We start from the raw sequence: 15,886 nt of genomic DNA on the forward strand, positions 1-15,886 counted from the left end.
GATTGATTACAGTGTAGGCGTCCGATCACGCTAGGGAAAACCCTAATTCGTCAAAACACCATTGCGATTTCGGTAATAAAAAAGGTGAGCCCTGCGGACTCACCTTACGATTCCAACAAAGACCGCAACGACAATGCGGCCTTCTGTCTTGCGACCTTACGACCAGTCCGCGTGGAAGCTGCCCGGCTTGTCGATGCGCTCGAACGTGTGTGCGCCGAAGAAGTCGCGCTGTGCCTGCACGAGGTTGGCGGGCACGCGCTCCGAGCGGTAGCCGTCGAAGTACGCAATGGCCGACGAGAACGCCGGCACCGGCACGCCCGCGCTTACCGCCTGGATCACCACGTCGCGCAGCGCCGACTGATAGTTGGCCGCGATGTCACGGAAATAGGGATCGAGCAGAAGGTTATCGAGCTGAGGGTCCTTCGCGTAGGCGTCCGTGATCTTCTGCAGGAAGCGCGCGCGGATGATGCAGCCCGCGCGGAAGATCTTGGCGATCGTGCCGTATTGCAGGTCCCACTTGTACTCGTCGGAAGCCATGCGCAGTTGCGAGAAGCCTTGCGCGTACGAAATCACCTTCGAGAAATACAGCGCGCGGCGCACCGACTCGATGAACGCCTTGCGCTCGCCCGAGAACGGCTTCGCGTCCGGGCCCGAAAGCACCTTGCTCGCGGCCACGCGCTGCGTCTTGAGCGACGAGAGCACGCGCGCGAACACGGCTTCGGTGATGAGCGGCAGCGGCGCGCCGATATCCAGCGCATTTTGGCTCGTCCACTTGCCGGTGCCCTTTTGTGCGGCGCGGTCGAGAATCACGTCGACGAGATCCTTGCCGGTTTCCTCGTCCTTCTTGCCGAAGATCTTCGAGGTGATCTCGATCAGATAGCTGTCGAGCTCGCCTTCATTCCATTCGGTGTAGACCTTGCCCAGTTCTTCGTTCGAGAGGCCGAGCACCTGCTTGAGCACCGCGTAGCTTTCGGCGATCAGCTGCATGTCGCCGTATTCGATGCCGTTGTGCACCATCTTCACGAAATGGCCCGCGCCGTCCGGGCCCATGTAGGCCACGCACGGCTCGCCGTCCGTCGGCGCCTTCGCGGCGATTTCAGTGAGGATCGGTGCAACCAGATCGTAAGCATCGCGCTGGCCGCCCGGCATGATCGACGGACCCTTGAGCGCGCCTTCCTCGCCGCCCGACACGCCCGTGCCGATGAAGTGCAGGCCCGACTTCGCGAGTTCCTGGTTGCGGCGGATAGTGTCGGTGAAGTGCGTATTGCCGCCGTCGATCAGGATGTCGCCCTTCTCCAGCAGCGGCTTGAGCGCGGCGATGGTGTCGTCGGTGGGCGCGCCGGCCTTCACCATCATCAGAATGCGGCGCGGCTTTTCCAGCGAATCCACGAACTCTTCGAGCGTGTACGCCGGCACGAGCTTGCGATCCGGATACTCGGCGATCAGCTCGTCGGTTCGGGCGCGGCTGCGATTGAACACCGAGACCGCGTGGCCGCGGCTTTCGATGTTGAGCGCCAGATTGCTACCCATCACGGCCAGACCTACAACGCCGATTGGCTGTTTGCTCATGTTGTTTCTCCACTTCATTCATTGACGGCGCCGCAACGGGGCGCCAACCGTGCAAGCATAAGGGAAACGTAGCGGCGCTGCGCGAACGCGCGCATGCGCGCCGGACGTTTGCCGACCTCGCTTACTGTTTTCGGAACACCAGGCTGAAATTGTTCGCGGGCATCGGCACGCGCGCTTCGCACGCGAAGCCTCGCGCCTGCGCCAGCGCCTCCACTTCCTCCATGTCGCGCACGCCCCAGGACGGGTCGCGCGCGCGCAAGTCGGCGTCGAAGGCCTCGTTGCTCGGCGCCGTGTGCGCGCCTTCGCGCCGGTACGGCCCGTAGAGCACGAGCGCTCCGCCCGAAGCAACGCGCGCGCCCGCGCCTTTCATGAGCGCCTGCGCCGCTTCCCACGGCGCGATGTGAATCATGTTGATGCAGACGATGGCGTCCACACCGTCGATCGGCCAGGGCTCGCGGCACACGTCGAGATCGAGCGGCGCACGCAGGTTGGCGAGACCCGAGTGCTCGCGCCAGGCCTCGATCGAGGCGCGGGCGCGCGCGTCGGCGTCGCTCGGCTGCCACGCGAGGTCAGGAAACGCGGCCGCGAAGTGGACGGCATGCTGGCCGGTGCCGCTCGCGATTTCGAGCACGGTGCCCCGCGCGGGCAGCGCGCCGCGCAGCACCTCCAGGATCGGCGCGGCGTTGCGCTCGGCGGCGGGCGCGGACAGGCGTTGGGCGGCTTGCGGTTCGTTCATCGTCTTGCGGTCTTTCGGCGTTTGGTTGACGTTCAGTCGGCCTTCAATCAGTACAGCGAGTTCTTGATGCGCTCGGCGAGACCGGCTTCGTAAGTCTCGGCGTCGAACGTCTCGCCATATTGCTCCTCATTCACGCGGCGTAGCATCTCGCCCGCGCTCGGCAGGTGCGAGCGTTCGACGTGGTGCGACGGGTCCCACAGCTTCGAGCGCACGATGGCCTTGGAGCAATGGAAGTACACGCTTTCCACGTCGATCACGAGCACCGAGCGCGGCGGCTTGCCATCCACGGCGAAGCTCGCGAGGAGCGCGGGGTCGGTACTCACGCGGCCACGCCCGTTCACGCGCAGCATCTCGCCCACGCCCGGCACCATGAACAGCAGCCCCACCTGCGACGAAGCGACCACGTTGCGCAGACTGTCCACGCGATTGTTGCCGGGCCGGTCGGGCAACGCGAGCGTGTGCTCGTCGAGAATGCGCACGAAGCCGGGTGCATCGCCGCGCGGCGAGCAGTCGAGGCCATCCGGGCCGCCCGTGGCGAGCACGACGAACGGCGAGCTTTCGATGAAGCGCCGGTAATCCGCGTTGACGTGATCGATTTCCTTGCGCAACGCGCGTTCGTGCGGCGTGCCGTAGTGCGCTTCGAGTTCGGCTGGCGTGGTCAGCATGTCGTCGGTTCCGTGAGGTCGTGGAGTGTCAGGGGACGAGGCGCGCGCCCAGCGCGTCGAGCACGGCGGCGCAGGGGGCTTCGAGTTTGAGGGCGAGCAGCGGGTCGGCGCGCGTCTTGCCCATGTTGATCGCGGCCACGGGTTTGCCGCGCTGCTGCGCCCAGGCGCAGAAGCGGTAGCCCGAGTACACCATTAGCGAGGAGCCGACTACGAGCACGGCGTCGGCCTCGTCGAGCGCGTTCGAGGCGCTCGCCACGCGCTCGCGCGGCACGTTCTCGCCGAAGAAGACCACCGAAGGCTTGAGCATGCCGCCACACGCGGCGCACGCGGGCACGTGGAAGGCGTTCGCGCCGTCGAAGTCGAGATGGGCGTCGCCGTCGGCGGCGGGTTCCGCGCTCGCGCCCGCAATGGCCGGATTGCGTGCTTCGAGTTCCGGCTGGATCGAGGCGCGCGAATACTGCGCGCCGCAGTCGAGGCAATGCACGTGCGCGATGCTGCCGTGCAGCTCGATCACGTCGCGGCTGCCCGCGCGCTGATGCAGGCCGTCCACGTTCTGCGTGACGAGCGTGCGCGCGTAGCCCGCCGCACCGAGGCGCGCGAGCGCGTGGTGCGCGCCATTGGGCTGCGCGAGACCCACCGTGGGCCAGCCGATCAGGCTGCGCGCCCAGTAGCGGCGCCGCATGCTCTCGGAGCCGAGGAATTCCTGCAGCGTGATGGGCGGCGAGCGCTTCCAGGCGCCGTTCTCGTCGCGGTAGCCCGGAATGCCCGAATCCGTGCTGATGCCCGCGCCCGTCAGCACGAACAGGCGCGGATGGCGCTCGACGAACGCCTGCAGCGCGTCGAGGGCGGCGGCGTCGAGGACGGGAGCGTTGGGAACGAGGATGGATTCGGTCATGGCGGCAGGCAGCAATGCAGTTCAGCGCGAGGGCTTGCCGCCCGACGGCGCGGCCGTTGGCGAAGCCGGTTTTGCGGGATGCTTGCGCGGGGCTTTCGCCTGCGCCTGCCGTTCCGCTTCGCGCGCTTCCCACGCGGCCAGCGCGGCGCGGTAGCGGCCGAACTCCTCGTCGTACAGATCGAAGATGCAGGGGTCGCAGCCGCTATGGCAGCAGTCGTCGTTATCGGGGCATACGGGCGGCTGGGGGCGCGGATCGTCGTCCGGACGCGGGGGCAAAGGCATGGGCGCTCGGGCGTCGTGGTGGTTCAGCAGCCAGTATACGGGACGCGGCGGCCGAGCGTGCGACAGCGCCCGCCCGGCCTGCGCGCTCAGCCGCGCCCTACGAACGGCATCTTCGTCGCCATGATCGTCATGAACTGGACGTTCGCTTCGAGCGGCAGTTGCGCCATGTGCAGCAGCGCGTCGGCCACGAGTTCCACGTCCATCAGCGGCTCGACGGCGATTTCGCCGTTCGCCTGCGGCACACCGCGCGCCATGCGCTCGGCCATCTCGGTCGCCGCGTTGCCGATGTCGATCTGCCCGCACGCGATGTCGTAGCGCCGGCCATCGAGCGAAACGGTTTTCGTGAGGCCCGTGATGGCGTGCTTGGTCGCCGTGTAGGCGGCACTGAACGGCCGCGGCGCGTGCGCCGAAATCGAACCGTTGTTGATGATGCGCCCGCCGCGCGGCGTCTGCCGCTTCATGAGCCCGAACGCCGCGCGCGTGCACAGGAACACACCGGTGAGGTTCGTATCGACCACGGCGCGCCAGTCGTCCACGGAAAGCTCGTCGATGTCCACGGCCGGCGCGTTGCGGCCCGCGTTGTTGAAGAGCAGATCGAGCCGGCCGTAGCGAGTGCGGATCGTCTCGAAGAGCGCCTCGACGGCCGCCGCGTCGGTCACGTCGCAAGGCGCCGCCAGCGCTTCTTGCCCGCGCGCGCGGGCCTCGCCCTCGAGCGCTTCGAGCGGCGCGGGCCGCCGGCCCGCCAGCACGACGGCGAAGCCGCTGGCCAGCAGCTTTTGCGCGCACACGCGGCCAATGCCGCTGCCCGCGCCCGTCACCAGTGCGATCTTGCGTTGTTGCGTATCACTCATCGTTGCCTCTTTCTTTCGGTTGAGCCTTCAATCGAGCGGCTGGTCGTTAGGATTGGCGAAAAGCGCCTTCATCGGCTCCGAGATCGGATAGTCGAGGTTCACGCCCGCGGGCGGAATGGGCGACTCGAACCAGCGTCGGTAAAGTGCGAGCGCCTCGCCCGAGCGCTCCATCTTCGCGATGGTGTCGTCGGTAATGCGCTTGAAGGCCGTGTCGCCGCGCCGGAACATGCAGCCGTACACCTCCGACCTGGCCGGCCTGCCGACGATCGCAAAAGCGTGCGCGTCGTTCCGGGTACGCGCGCTTTGCGCGACCGGCGCGCCCGGCGTTTCGCTCGCCATGTAGCCGGTCGCGAGCGCGGCGTGCAGCAGCGGCTCGTCCATCACGAAGGCAACGGCGCGTCCCGAGCGCACGGCTTCGACGCAGTCGCCGTGAGTCTTCGCGACGACGATGCGCATGTTCATCGCGCGGTCCATGTTCCAGCGGCGCAGCAGGCGCTCTTCCGACGTGCCCGCCGTCGTGACCACCGTACGGCCCGCGAGATCGCCGAAGTCCTTGACCGGCGAGCCGCGCTTCACGAGCATGCGCACGCCGTACTCGAAGATGCTGTTGGAGAACGCGACGTCGTTCTCGCGCTCGCGCGTATGCGTCGTGGTGCTGCACTCGAGGTCGATCGTGCCGTTCTGCACGAGCGTGATGCGGTTCTGCGGCGTGACGACGAGTTCGCGCACGCGGAGTTCGGGGAGCTTGAGCGTCTCGCGCACGTTCTCCACGATGCGCTGAGTGATCTCGTACGAGTAGCCCGTTGCGTGCTCGCCGCCGGCCATATAGGAAAACGGCACGGTGGCCTCGCGCACGCCGATGACGATCGTCCCGGTGTCGCGAATCTTGCGCAGCGTGGGGCTTTCCAGTTCATCGGCATGCACCGCGCCTGCAAACGCGCAGGCGCTCGCGAGCGCGACGTAGCGCATGTGGCCGCACAGCCTTCTGACGATACCCAACGGCTTCGACTCGCGCTTCAACCGTGTCTCCCCTGGATCTCTCGTTCGTTCGCATGAAACGCACGCACAGCAACGCTCCCCTCTGCGCGCGATTGTACCGGCGCCCGTGCCGGCTCGCGTCTTGCGGCCTTGGCTCCCGTGTCCTGGCGCTCTCACGCCGTGCACGTAGCGGAGAGGCAACCGCGCAGCACCTCCACGAACGCATTGCCTGCCTGCGAGTCCATGCCGCCTTCGCGCCACATCGCGAACACGCCGACCGTGAGTGCCGGTTCGACGCGCCGGATCGACACCGGATCGCCCGCCCCGCGCGCGCTGAGTTCGTCGAGCAGCACGCGGCCGATGCCGCGCGCCGCGAGTGCGCGCGCGACGTGCCACGTCTGCGCCTCGACGGCCGCGAGCCGGTCGTCCACGCCTTCGGCTTCGAGCAGGTTGCCGATCGCCTCGCCAAGCGGATCGACATTGCCGATGCTGATCCACTCGCCATCGACCAGATCGCGCAACGCGAGCGGCATGTGTTCCGGCGTCGGGTCGTCGGGCGGCGCGACGCAGACCACGGCCGTGCGCGCCAGTTCGACCGCGGCAATGCCCGGCCGCGTGGGTGGATTGAGCGCGACGCCCAGATCGAGTTCGCGTGTGAGCAGCGCGTTGAGCAGTTCCGCGGTGTGGCGCGTCTGGATCCTGAGCGACACCTCGGGATAACCCGCGCGAAACGTCTGCACGGCAGCAGGGATCAGGCTCATGCCGAGGCTCGGCAGACAGCCGATGCGCAACAGCCCTTGCGGACGCAACACAAGATTGCGCGCGAGATCGCGAATGCTGTCGAGGTTCGATTGCAGCTTCTGCGTTTCGGCGAACAGCAACTCGGCCTCGCGCGTGGGCTGCAGGCGGCCGTGCGCGCGGCTGAAGAGCTTGAGGCCCGCACTGCGCTCCGCATGCGCGAGCACCTTGCTGACCGCAGGCTGCGAAACGCAAAGCAGCTCGGCCGCCTTGGACAGCGAGCCGGTGCGCATGATCGCGTGAAAGACTTCGATATGACGTAGACGCATGGGGCGCGTGCCGTGCATGCGTACGAGGCTCATGCGCGGCGCGATGAAAGAAAAGCGCAAGGATAGCGCGTTCCGCAGCACGCTTGGGCCTCGGCCTGCAGGTTCGACTCAGCCTTTGCTCATACGCGGAAATCGGCGGCCATGTCGTCGTCGCTGCGCGCGACGATCGCGCCGCTGCGCGCGGCCTTGAGGAACACGTCGTAATCGCGCTCCACCTGGTCGGCATAGCTGAATGCGTAGCCCGTGAGCGCCTCCGCGAACTGGTCGCTGCGGCCGATGTACGAAGAGATTTCGATGGCGGCGCTGCCCGACTTCGCGTGCGCACGCGCGAGCGCCCAGCCGCACAGACGCGCATAGCCGCAGAGCAGGGGACTGTCGAGCAGCTGCAGATCGACCGAGAGCTTCATGTCGCGCAACTGGCGCACGTAGAAATGACGTCCGTTGGGCCCCGTGGTCCAGCCGAGGAAGATATCGCTCGCCGCCTGCAGCAGCCGCTGGCCGTGCACGACGCGCGCGCCTTCGTGCTTGATCGACGGCGACTTGAAGTACTGCGAAACGACCGAGCGGCGCGCCTCTTTCACCTGCAGGAAGAGCGGCTTCTCGTGATGATCGACGAGCAGCATCACGAGGCAGCGCGTGCCCACGCTGCCCACGCCCACCACCTTGAACACCAGGTCCTGAATCGCGAAGTGATCGAGCAGTTCGCGCCGGTCGGGTGCGAGCGTCTTCGCGTAAGCCTCGTACATGGGCTCGATCAGCGTGCGCCAGTCGCCAAGCGCGAACCAGTCGTCTTCGGGTTCGAATAGCGTGTTGACGCCGTGCACGTGAAAGAGCGCGGGCGGTGCGTCGTGAATCGTCCAGTGGTCGCCGTCGCGCTCCGCGAGCTTTTCGAGCAGATTCTCGTGCGTGCGGTTCGCGGCCTTCTCCATGCCGCGCCGGATCAGGCGCCGGCCTTCGGGCGTGAGCGCGGTTTCGACCATGCGGTCGAAGGTGATTTTGTCGTACCAGAGATCGAGTGCGCCGTACTCCGCGTACTGGCGCAGCCGGTCGCGATAGCTGGTCACCGCCGTCATCACCAGTTCCTCGGCCACGCCGCGCGAGTAGCGCATGTGCCGCGCCGCCACGACGAAGCTCGCCACGAGCCGCTTCACGTCCCACTCCCAAGGGCCGGGCGCGACCTCGTCGAAGTCGTTGAGATCGAAGACGAGCTGGCGCTCGGGCGTAGCGAAGGCGCCGAAGTTCAGCAGATGCGCGTCGCCGCAAATCTCCATCGTCATGCCGGTGTTAGGCACACCCGCGAGGTCGTGCGCCTGGAGGATGGCGCTGCCGCGGAAGAACGTGAAGGGCGAGACGATCATGCGCCCGTAGCGCAGTTGCACGAGGTTCGGCACGCGGCCTTCGCTGCTCGAGCGCAGCAGTGCGAGCGGATCGCGCTTGATGGTGCCGGTTTCCTTGTGGCTCGAACGCTTCGAGCGCTCGCGCGCGGCACGCCCGGCCGCCTCGCGTTCAGCAACGGTGCTCCCATTCATGACCTTCTCCGGTTCTTGTACGGTCTCGCGCCATCGTGGCAAACGGGGAAATGCGCGGGTATTCGTCCTGCATGGGCGGCGGCTTTGCGCTTGAGAATGCCTGCCAATTTAAGCGTGGGGCCCCGTTTCGTGCAAGCAACGCGGCCGGAACCGGCACCTGCCTGCGCACCATGCGCGCAATGCGCAGGCGCCTGGTGTACCGTGCGCGAAAGATGCGCCGCCAGCCTGGCCCTCTCATCGCCCCGCCGGACACCCGCCATGAACGTCAAAGTCTACGGAACGCTCGTCGTCGCATCGCTCGTGCTGCTGGTCGGCCAGTGGCTCGTCGCCGCCGTGCCGATCCTGCGCAAATGGACGATACCGGAACCCGTGGCAGGCGGCATCGTCGCCGCGCTGATCGTGTTCGGCCTGCACAGCTTCGCGCACACGGACGTGGTCTTCGACACCTCGCTGCAGGCGCCGCTCATGCAAGCGTTCTTCGCCACGATCGGCCTCAATGCGAATCTCGCCAACCTGAAACACGGCGGCCCGGTGCTCGTGCGCTTTCTCGCTGTCGTGGTCGCCCTGCTCGTGCTGCAAAACGTGTTGGGCATCGCACTCGCCATGGCGTTCGGCGTCGATCCGCTGTTCGGGCTGCTGGGCGGCTCGGTCTCGCTCGCGGGCGGGCATGGCACGGGCGCCGCATGGGGCGCAGTGTTCACCGAGCATCACGGGCTGCAGTCCGCGACCGAAGCGGCCATTGCGTGCGCCACCTTCGGGCTGGTCATGGGCGGCATTCTTGGCGGACCCGTTGCGCAGCACCTCATGAAACGCATCGGCGCACAGGCGGGCGCCGATACGCCTGGCGCCGGCGGCGCGGCAACGCCCGATCCCTACGCATTCGAGGAGCCGAAAGCCGAGCAGCCCACCACGCCGGGCGCGTTCATCAACACGCTCACGCTCATCGCCGTCAGCCTCGCCGTGGGCGAAGCGCTTTCCGTGCTGATCGCGGGCACCGCGTTCGAATTGCCGACCTTCGTGTGCGTGCTGTTCGTCGGCGTGCTGCTCGCCAACGGGCTCGCGCTCATCGAGCGGCCCGTGGCCGAGCATGCCGTCGCGCTGATCGGAAACGTGAGCCTCGCGCTCTTTCTCGCCATGGCGCTCATGACGCTGCGCCTGTGGGACCTCGCCGCGCTCGCGCTGCCGGTGTTTACGATCCTCGCCGCGCAAACACTGCTCATGGTGGTCTACGCGATCTTCGTGACGTTCCGCGCGATGGGCGCGAACTACGACGCTGTCGTGCTTACGGCGGGGCACTGCGGCTTCGGCCTCGGTGCAACGCCCACGGCGATTGCGAACATGCAGGCGGTCACGGCGCGCTTCGGCCATTCCCATCTGGCGTTTCTCGTGGTGCCGATGGTGGCCGCGTTCTTCATCGACATTGCCAACGCCATTACCATCAAGCTCTTTCTCATGCTGCCGATTTTCCATTGAGCGGCCTGGTGGCCCGCGCGAGGCGCGCTAGAATGTGCCGATTCACGCGCGCCGCGCACGGCGCTAACGTTCTTCGAGCGTCATCATGTCCCTCACCGCCTGGCTCTTCTTCCTGCCCGCCTGCTTCGCCCTGAATATGGCGCCAGGCCCGAACAATCTCCTCTCGATCAATGTGGCCGCGCGGCACGGTTTTCTGCGCGCCTTCCTCGGCGGCACGGGCCGGCTCGTTTCGTTCGCCGCCATGATCGCGCTCGCGGCCACGGGTCTGGCCGTGGTGCTGCGCGCTTCCGAGGCGGTCTTCTTCGTCATCAAGCTTGCGGGCGCCGCTTACCTCGTGTGGCTCGCCATACAGCTCTGGCGCAGCGACGCCAACCCCATCGGCGAAAGCATGGATGGCGACGCCTCGCTCGCGCGTCTCGCATGGCGCGAATGCCTCGTGGCGGCGGGCAACCCCAAAGCGATTCTCGTTTTCACGGCTTTCCTGCCGCAATTCGTCGATGTCGCCAGGCCCATCGCCCCGCAGTTCGGCGTGCTCGGCGCGAGCTTTCTCGTGCTCGAATGCGTGGCCATCGCGCTCTACTCGCTCGCCGGCATGTACCTCGGCCGCTGGCTCACCCGCACCACCGTGCGCCGCTGGTTCAATCGCACCTGCGGTGCATTTCTCGGTCTGATCGGCGTGAGTTTTCTGCTCGTGCGGCGCGCCTGAACAGCCTCCTCAGGCGCCCCTTATCCATAAGCTTCTCTTGATGATTTTCCCGACAAACTTTAACTGTCGTTAATCGACAGCGCCCCCTATGCTCAAACCATCGTCCGGGGGCGCGGCGAGCGGGCAGCTTCCCCATCGCTCGCGAAACGCCCTGCGGACAAGCGGTTTTCAACGTCATTGGGGTTTCAACATGAAGATCTGCATCTTTGGAGCGGGCGCTATCGGAGGCATGATGGGCGTGCAACTCGCCCGTGCAGGCGCCGACGTGAGCTTCGTCGCTCGCGGCCCGCATCTGGCCGCCATGCGCGAGAACGGCGCGCGTCTGCTGATGGACGGCGAAGAGTACGTGGCGAAGGTGCGCTGCACGTCCGATCCGCGCGAACTGGGCGTGCAGGACGTCGTCATCATTACGCTCAAGGCGCATTCGGTGGCGGGCGTGATCGACGCGATGCAGCCGCTCCTCGGCAAGCACACGGCCATCGTCACGGGCACCAACGGCATTCCCTACTGGTACTTCCACCAGCATGGCGGCAAGTTCGCGGGTACCCGCCTCGAAAGCATCGACCCGGACGGCGCGCAATGGAACCGTCTCACGCCCGAGCGCGCGATTGGCTGCGTGCTCTATCCGGCGGCCGAAATCGACGCGCCTGGCGTGATTCGCCACGTCTACGGCAAGAAGTTTCCGATCGGCGAGCCTTCGGGCGAGCGCACGCCGCGCATCGTCCAGCTTCATGAAGCCATGGAGGCCGCCGGGTTCGACGCGCCGATCCGCGAGAACATCCGCGACGAAATCTGGCTCAAGCTGTGGGGCAATCTCTGCTTCAACCCGATCAGCGCACTCACGCACGCCACGCTCGACGTCATCACCAGCGACCCGGCCACGCGCGCCGTAGCGCGCACGATGATGCTCGAAGGCAAGCGCATTGCCGAGCGCTTCGGCGTGAACTTCCGTGTGGACGTTGAGCGTCGCATCGACGGTGCCGGCGCAGTGGGCGCGCACAAGACCTCGATGCTCGTCGACCTCGAAACCGGCCGGCCGATGGAGATCGATCCGCTGATTACCGTCGTGCAGGAAATGGGTAGCCTGGTTGGCGAGCCGACGCCGGCCATCGACACCGTGCTCGCATTGGTCAAGCAGCGTGAGCGGATGGCGATGCAGCCGGCGTAACGTAAGTCGCGGCGAAGGGCGGCGCGAGCGCCGCTTTTTTTGCGCCCCGGTTCTGGTGGTGCTGGAAAAACAAAAACGGATCGCTTCGAGCGATCCGTTTTGCTTTGCAGAAGAAGAAACGCGCGCTATTCGATGCGGGCGTGGGTGCGGGTCACCCGAAGCGGCGGCGGCGTATCGGCGCCGCGCAACGCGACGCGCATCGGCGTGCCGTTCGAGCCACGCATCGGCGAGCCGTCGATGGACGTTTGCGGCAACGCTTCGCTATCCGGCGATGAGGTCTCCGGGTCCGAACCGTCCGCGACTGGCCCGTCCGGCATGAACTGCGACCACGCCGCCTGAGCACAAGGCCGTAGCGAACGATGGCGACGCCGCACGAGCATCGTCGTCACGTTGACGACCGGATGCAGCAAACGCGTGACGAACGGCCCCGCGGGCACAGGCCAGTGACACGTTGCGTGCGCAACGTCGCCCGCACGCTGCGCGTGCCCCCCGCGCGCGCCATCCGTACACACCGGCAACACGCCGATGCCCATGCCGAGCTGCGCCATGCGCGCCACGCCCGCCACGTGCGCGAACTCCTGCAGCGGCCTCCCCTCAGGCCGCAGACCGTCCAGCGCACGCATCACCGCGCCGCGGCAGCCAGCGTCACGATTGAGCGTGACGAGCGGTTCGCGCGCGAGATCGTCCCATCGCAGCGCCCCCTGTAGCGCAAGCGGATGGTGGGCAGGCAAGAGCGCGCAAAGCGGCGTGGCCGAGAGCGGTTGCACATCGAGGTTGCCGCTCGCGAACGGCACGCTTTCCGCGATCACGCCGAAATCGGCCTCGCCCTGCTCGACCGCCTGCAGCACGGCCGCCTGCGGCAAGTCCTGCAACTGCAGCGTGAGCGAAGGAAAAGCCGCTGCACAGCGCGCGAGCGCAGCGGGCACCCAGGTCGACGAGAGCACCGGGTTGCTCGCCACGAGCACGACGCCGCTATGCGCCTGGTGCGCGTCGCGGCCCTCGTTGAGCGCCATCTCGATCTCGTCGAGCAGGCGGCCGATGCGTCGCTCGAAGCCGCTGCCCGCGAGCGTGAGCTCGACCTGGCGCGTGGTGCGGTCGAAGAGCTTGAGTTCGATCGCTTCCTCGAGTTCGCGCACGCAGCGGCTCACCGCCGACTGCGTGAGCCCGAACTCGCGCGCGGCGCGCGTGAAGCTGCGCGCCCGCGCCACCGCGACGAACACCTTGAGCTGCTGGAGCGATACGTTCATCGACATGGCGGGCCAGCGCGCCTCATTCGCCGCTTTGGTTGGACCAGTGCGGCAACCCCGCGCCCGTATTCGTGGCCAGTGTGACGTTGGGCTCGTTGCTCGCGTCACCGCTGGCTTCGCTGCTCTGTTCGATCAGACGCTTGCGCATCGGCGCGAGGAAGAACTTGGCGCTCACGCCCGCCGCGATCGTGATGACCGCAGCCGCGATGAACACCGCGCTCCAGCCGCCCGTAGCAGACAGCACCGAGGCCACCGGCACGAGCAGCGCTGCCGTGCCCTTGGCGGTGTACAGCGTGCCGGCATTCGATGCGGCGAACTTGCTGCCGAACGTGTCCGCGCAGATGGCCGGGAAGATCGAGAAGATCTCGCCCCAGAACAGGAAGATGAGCGCGGCGAAGGTCATGAACGCATACGGGTTCGTGCCGAACTGCATCATGCCGAGCAGCGCGAGCCCTTCACCCACGAAGATCAGGAACATCGCGTTCTCACGGCCGATCTTGTCGGAGATGAAGCCGCACAGCGGACGCGTAAAGCCGTTGCAGATGTTGTCGATCGACAGCGTGAGCGTGAGGAGCGGCAGCGTCATGCCGAACACCGTCATCGGAATGCGGGCGAGGCCCCAGTCCTTGGCGATCGGCCCGATCTGCGCCGTTGCCATCAGGCCGCCGGCGGCCACCGCGACGAAGCAGATGTAGATCACCCAGAATACCGGCTGCTTGACCATCTGGCCCGGCGTGTAGTCGACGCGCGAGACGAGACGGCGCCCCGCCGCGGCGACGGGGCGCGTCACCGGCTTCACGAGCACGAGCGAGAGCACGAGAATCGACACGCCCTGCAGCACGCCGAAGAAGAAGAACGTGTGCTCGTAGCCGGAGCGCGTGATCATGTTCGCAATCGGAATCACCGTCACGGCGGCGCCGGCGCCGAAGCCCGCGGCCGTGAGGCCCGCGGCGAGACCGCGGCGGTCCGGGAACCACTTGAGCGCGTTGCCCACGCAGGTGCCATACACGCCGCCCGCGCCGATACCCGCGATCACGGCCGACACGTAGAGCATCGGCAGCGTCGTGACGTAGGAGTTGATCACCCAGGCGAGGCCTGCGCAAACCGCGCCGCCCGCCACGACCGGACGCGGTCCGAACTTGTCGACGAGCCAGCCTTCCACCGGCACGAGCCAGGTCTCGGTCAGAATGAAAATCGAGAACGCCAGTTGAATCTCCGCCTGGCCCCAGTGGTGACGCGAATTCATCGGCGCGACGAACAGCGTCCATGCGTATTGCAGATTGGCAACGAGCGCCATGCATAGCATGCCCACCACCAGTTGAAACCAGCGGTTCGTCCAGAACGGACCGCTCTCGCTCCTCTGACCGATTGCATTCATATCGCTTGTCTCCGCTATCTATTCATTGCAGCCTGCATGATTACGGGTCTGCATAAATCCAGGCTTATGGTTTTAGCTTTTCACTTCGCTGTGCTGTGTTTTTTATTCGCCGGCTGAATCAAGAATCCGATTGGATATTCGTCAATCCTCGTTCACCCTGGCATTACGTCAGACCCTGAAAACATCGTGAAACAAGGGCTTTTCTCAGTGTTGTCCCTTATGAAATCGTATTTCCGAGCGTTAACCCGAACCTGGCTTCGAGCGCTTTGCACGGCATTCGGACTCCTTTCAACTTATGCTAGGGTGATTGCTGAATTACTCACAATTAAAGTTTGTTATTATGTGGATTCAGTATCCTTTATGGTTCGGCCATGACGATGCGAAACGCCACGCTGCGCCAGCTCAAGGTCTTCGAGACCGTGGCGCGCCACCTCAGTTTTTCGCGTGCTGCGGAAGAGCTGCATCTCACCCAGCCGGCCGTTTCCACGCAGGTTCGGCAGCTCGAAGATCACGCGGGCCTGCCGCTCTTCGAGCAGCTCGGCAAGAAGATCTATCTCACGCCCGCGGGCACGGAGATGCTCCACTACAGCCGCGCGATCATGCAGCAGTTCCACGAAGTGGACGAGGCGATGAGCCAGCTAAAGGGCGTCTCGGGCGGCAAGCTCAACGTCGCCGTCATTAGCGCCGGCGATTACTTCTTTCCGCGCCTGCTGGCCGAGTTCACGCGCCGCTACAAGGGCGTCGCGCTCAATCTCTCCGTGCACAACCGCGAGCAGCTGCTCCAGCAGCTCGCCACCAATCAGACCGATCTCGCCGTGATGGTGCGTCCGCCCCACGCGACTGACGCCATCAACGAGCCGTTTGCGCCTCACCCGTACGTGATCGTTGCGGCGCCCACGCATCCGCTCGCCAACAAGCGCGCCATCAAGCTCAGCACGCTCGCCAACGAGGCGTTCATCGTGCGCGAGCGCGGCTCGGATACGTGGAACTCGATGGAAGAAGGCTTCGCGGGGAAGATCACGAACCTCAAGATCGCCATGGAGATCCAGAGCACCGAGACGATCAAGCAGGCCGTGATCGCGGGCATGGGCATCGCCTTTCTTTCGGCGCACACCATCAGCCTCGAACTGCAGGTCGGTCACCTCACCGTGCTCGACGTCGAAGGCTTCCCGGTCATGCTCAACTGGTACGTCGTGCACCGGAAAAACAAGCGCCTGCCGCCCGTCGCGCTCGCGTTCAAGCGCTTCCTCATGGAGGAAGGCGCGGCGCTCATCGAGAACATTACGAAAGTGTCAGAAGCGAGCTTGCATAAGTAAGGTTTAATGGACAGCCGAGAAACCAT

15 protein-coding genes are annotated in these 15,886 nt (G+C 66.0%); 4 read left to right on the forward strand and 11 right to left on the reverse strand.

Features of this window, described 5'->3' with window-relative positions; genetic code table 11:
• Window positions 1-156 precede the first annotated feature (156 nt).
• From gndA to AB3X98_RS32290, 9 genes are all read right to left on the reverse strand, one after another.
• On the reverse strand, window positions 157-1,569 hold the full coding sequence (gene gndA / locus AB3X98_RS32250; protein WP_368605441.1) for an NADP-dependent phosphogluconate dehydrogenase: 1,413 nt from the start codon (window positions 1,567-1,569) through the stop codon (window positions 157-159).
• A 121-nt stretch (window positions 1,570-1,690) separates the two neighbouring features.
• Window positions 1,691-2,305, reverse strand: a complete 615-nt coding sequence (locus tag AB3X98_RS32255) for a DUF938 domain-containing protein (protein ID WP_368605440.1) — start codon at window positions 2,303-2,305, stop codon at window positions 1,691-1,693.
• A 47-nt stretch (window positions 2,306-2,352) separates the two neighbouring features.
• Window positions 2,353-2,970 (reverse strand): pyridoxamine 5'-phosphate oxidase family protein, encoded by a 618-nt coding sequence (locus tag AB3X98_RS32260; RefSeq protein ID WP_368605439.1) that lies wholly within the window; start codon window positions 2,968-2,970, stop codon window positions 2,353-2,355.
• A 28-nt stretch (window positions 2,971-2,998) separates the two neighbouring features.
• Window positions 2,999-3,865 (reverse strand): NAD-dependent protein deacetylase, encoded by an 867-nt coding sequence (locus AB3X98_RS32265; RefSeq protein WP_368605438.1) that lies wholly within the window; start codon window positions 3,863-3,865, stop codon window positions 2,999-3,001.
• A gap of 21 nt (window positions 3,866-3,886) precedes the next feature.
• Complete coding sequence (locus tag AB3X98_RS32270) at window positions 3,887-4,147, reverse strand: oxidoreductase-like domain-containing protein (RefSeq protein WP_342946785.1); 261 nt, start codon at window positions 4,145-4,147, stop codon at window positions 3,887-3,889.
• A gap of 86 nt (window positions 4,148-4,233) precedes the next feature.
• Window positions 4,234-4,998 (reverse strand): SDR family oxidoreductase, encoded by a 765-nt coding sequence (locus AB3X98_RS32275; RefSeq protein WP_368605437.1) that lies wholly within the window; start codon window positions 4,996-4,998, stop codon window positions 4,234-4,236.
• Window positions 4,999-5,025: 27 nt separating this feature from the next.
• Window positions 5,026-5,967, reverse strand: coding sequence for a transporter substrate-binding domain-containing protein (locus AB3X98_RS32280; protein ID WP_368605491.1), 942 nt, complete (start codon window positions 5,965-5,967; stop codon window positions 5,026-5,028).
• Window positions 5,968-6,149: 182 nt separating this feature from the next.
• On the reverse strand, window positions 6,150-7,043 hold the full coding sequence (locus AB3X98_RS32285) for a LysR family transcriptional regulator (protein WP_368605490.1): 894 nt from the start codon (window positions 7,041-7,043) through the stop codon (window positions 6,150-6,152).
• Between the two features lie 119 nt (window positions 7,044-7,162).
• Window positions 7,163-8,572, reverse strand: coding sequence for a DUF2252 domain-containing protein (locus AB3X98_RS32290; protein ID WP_368605436.1), 1,410 nt, complete (start codon window positions 8,570-8,572; stop codon window positions 7,163-7,165).
• Window positions 8,573-8,830: 258 nt separating this feature from the next.
• Between AB3X98_RS32290 and gltS the strand changes: the two genes are divergently transcribed.
• From gltS to AB3X98_RS32305, 3 genes are all read left to right on the forward strand, one after another.
• Window positions 8,831-10,045, forward strand: a complete 1,215-nt coding sequence (gene gltS, locus AB3X98_RS32295; RefSeq protein ID WP_368605435.1) for a sodium/glutamate symporter — start codon at window positions 8,831-8,833, stop codon at window positions 10,043-10,045.
• 85 nt (window positions 10,046-10,130) lie between these two features.
• Window positions 10,131-10,751, forward strand: coding sequence for a LysE family translocator (locus tag AB3X98_RS32300; RefSeq protein ID WP_342946789.1), 621 nt, complete (start codon window positions 10,131-10,133; stop codon window positions 10,749-10,751).
• 190 nt (window positions 10,752-10,941) lie between these two features.
• Window positions 10,942-11,919 (forward strand): 2-dehydropantoate 2-reductase, encoded by a 978-nt coding sequence (locus AB3X98_RS32305; protein ID WP_368605434.1) that lies wholly within the window; start codon window positions 10,942-10,944, stop codon window positions 11,917-11,919.
• Between the two features lie 125 nt (window positions 11,920-12,044).
• Here AB3X98_RS32305 and AB3X98_RS32310 read toward each other — a convergent pair whose 3' ends face one another.
• Both AB3X98_RS32310 and oxlT read right to left on the reverse strand, forming a co-directional pair.
• Complete coding sequence (locus AB3X98_RS32310) at window positions 12,045-13,166, reverse strand: LysR family transcriptional regulator (RefSeq protein ID WP_368605489.1); 1,122 nt, start codon at window positions 13,164-13,166, stop codon at window positions 12,045-12,047.
• Window positions 13,167-13,188: 22 nt separating this feature from the next.
• On the reverse strand, window positions 13,189-14,544 hold the full coding sequence (gene oxlT / locus AB3X98_RS32315) for an oxalate/formate MFS antiporter (protein ID WP_368605433.1): 1,356 nt from the start codon (window positions 14,542-14,544) through the stop codon (window positions 13,189-13,191).
• Window positions 14,545-14,915: 371 nt separating this feature from the next.
• Here oxlT and AB3X98_RS32320 point away from each other — a divergent pair, with 371 nt between their 5' ends.
• Complete coding sequence (locus AB3X98_RS32320; RefSeq protein ID WP_110383445.1) at window positions 14,916-15,860, forward strand: LysR family transcriptional regulator; 945 nt, start codon at window positions 14,916-14,918, stop codon at window positions 15,858-15,860.
• Window positions 15,861-15,886: the final 26 nt, after the last annotated feature.

The sequence above is a fragment of the Paraburkholderia sp. BR14312 genome, assembly GCF_040948675.1.
GTDB lineage: Bacteria > Pseudomonadota > Gammaproteobacteria > Burkholderiales > Burkholderiaceae > Paraburkholderia > Paraburkholderia nodosa_A.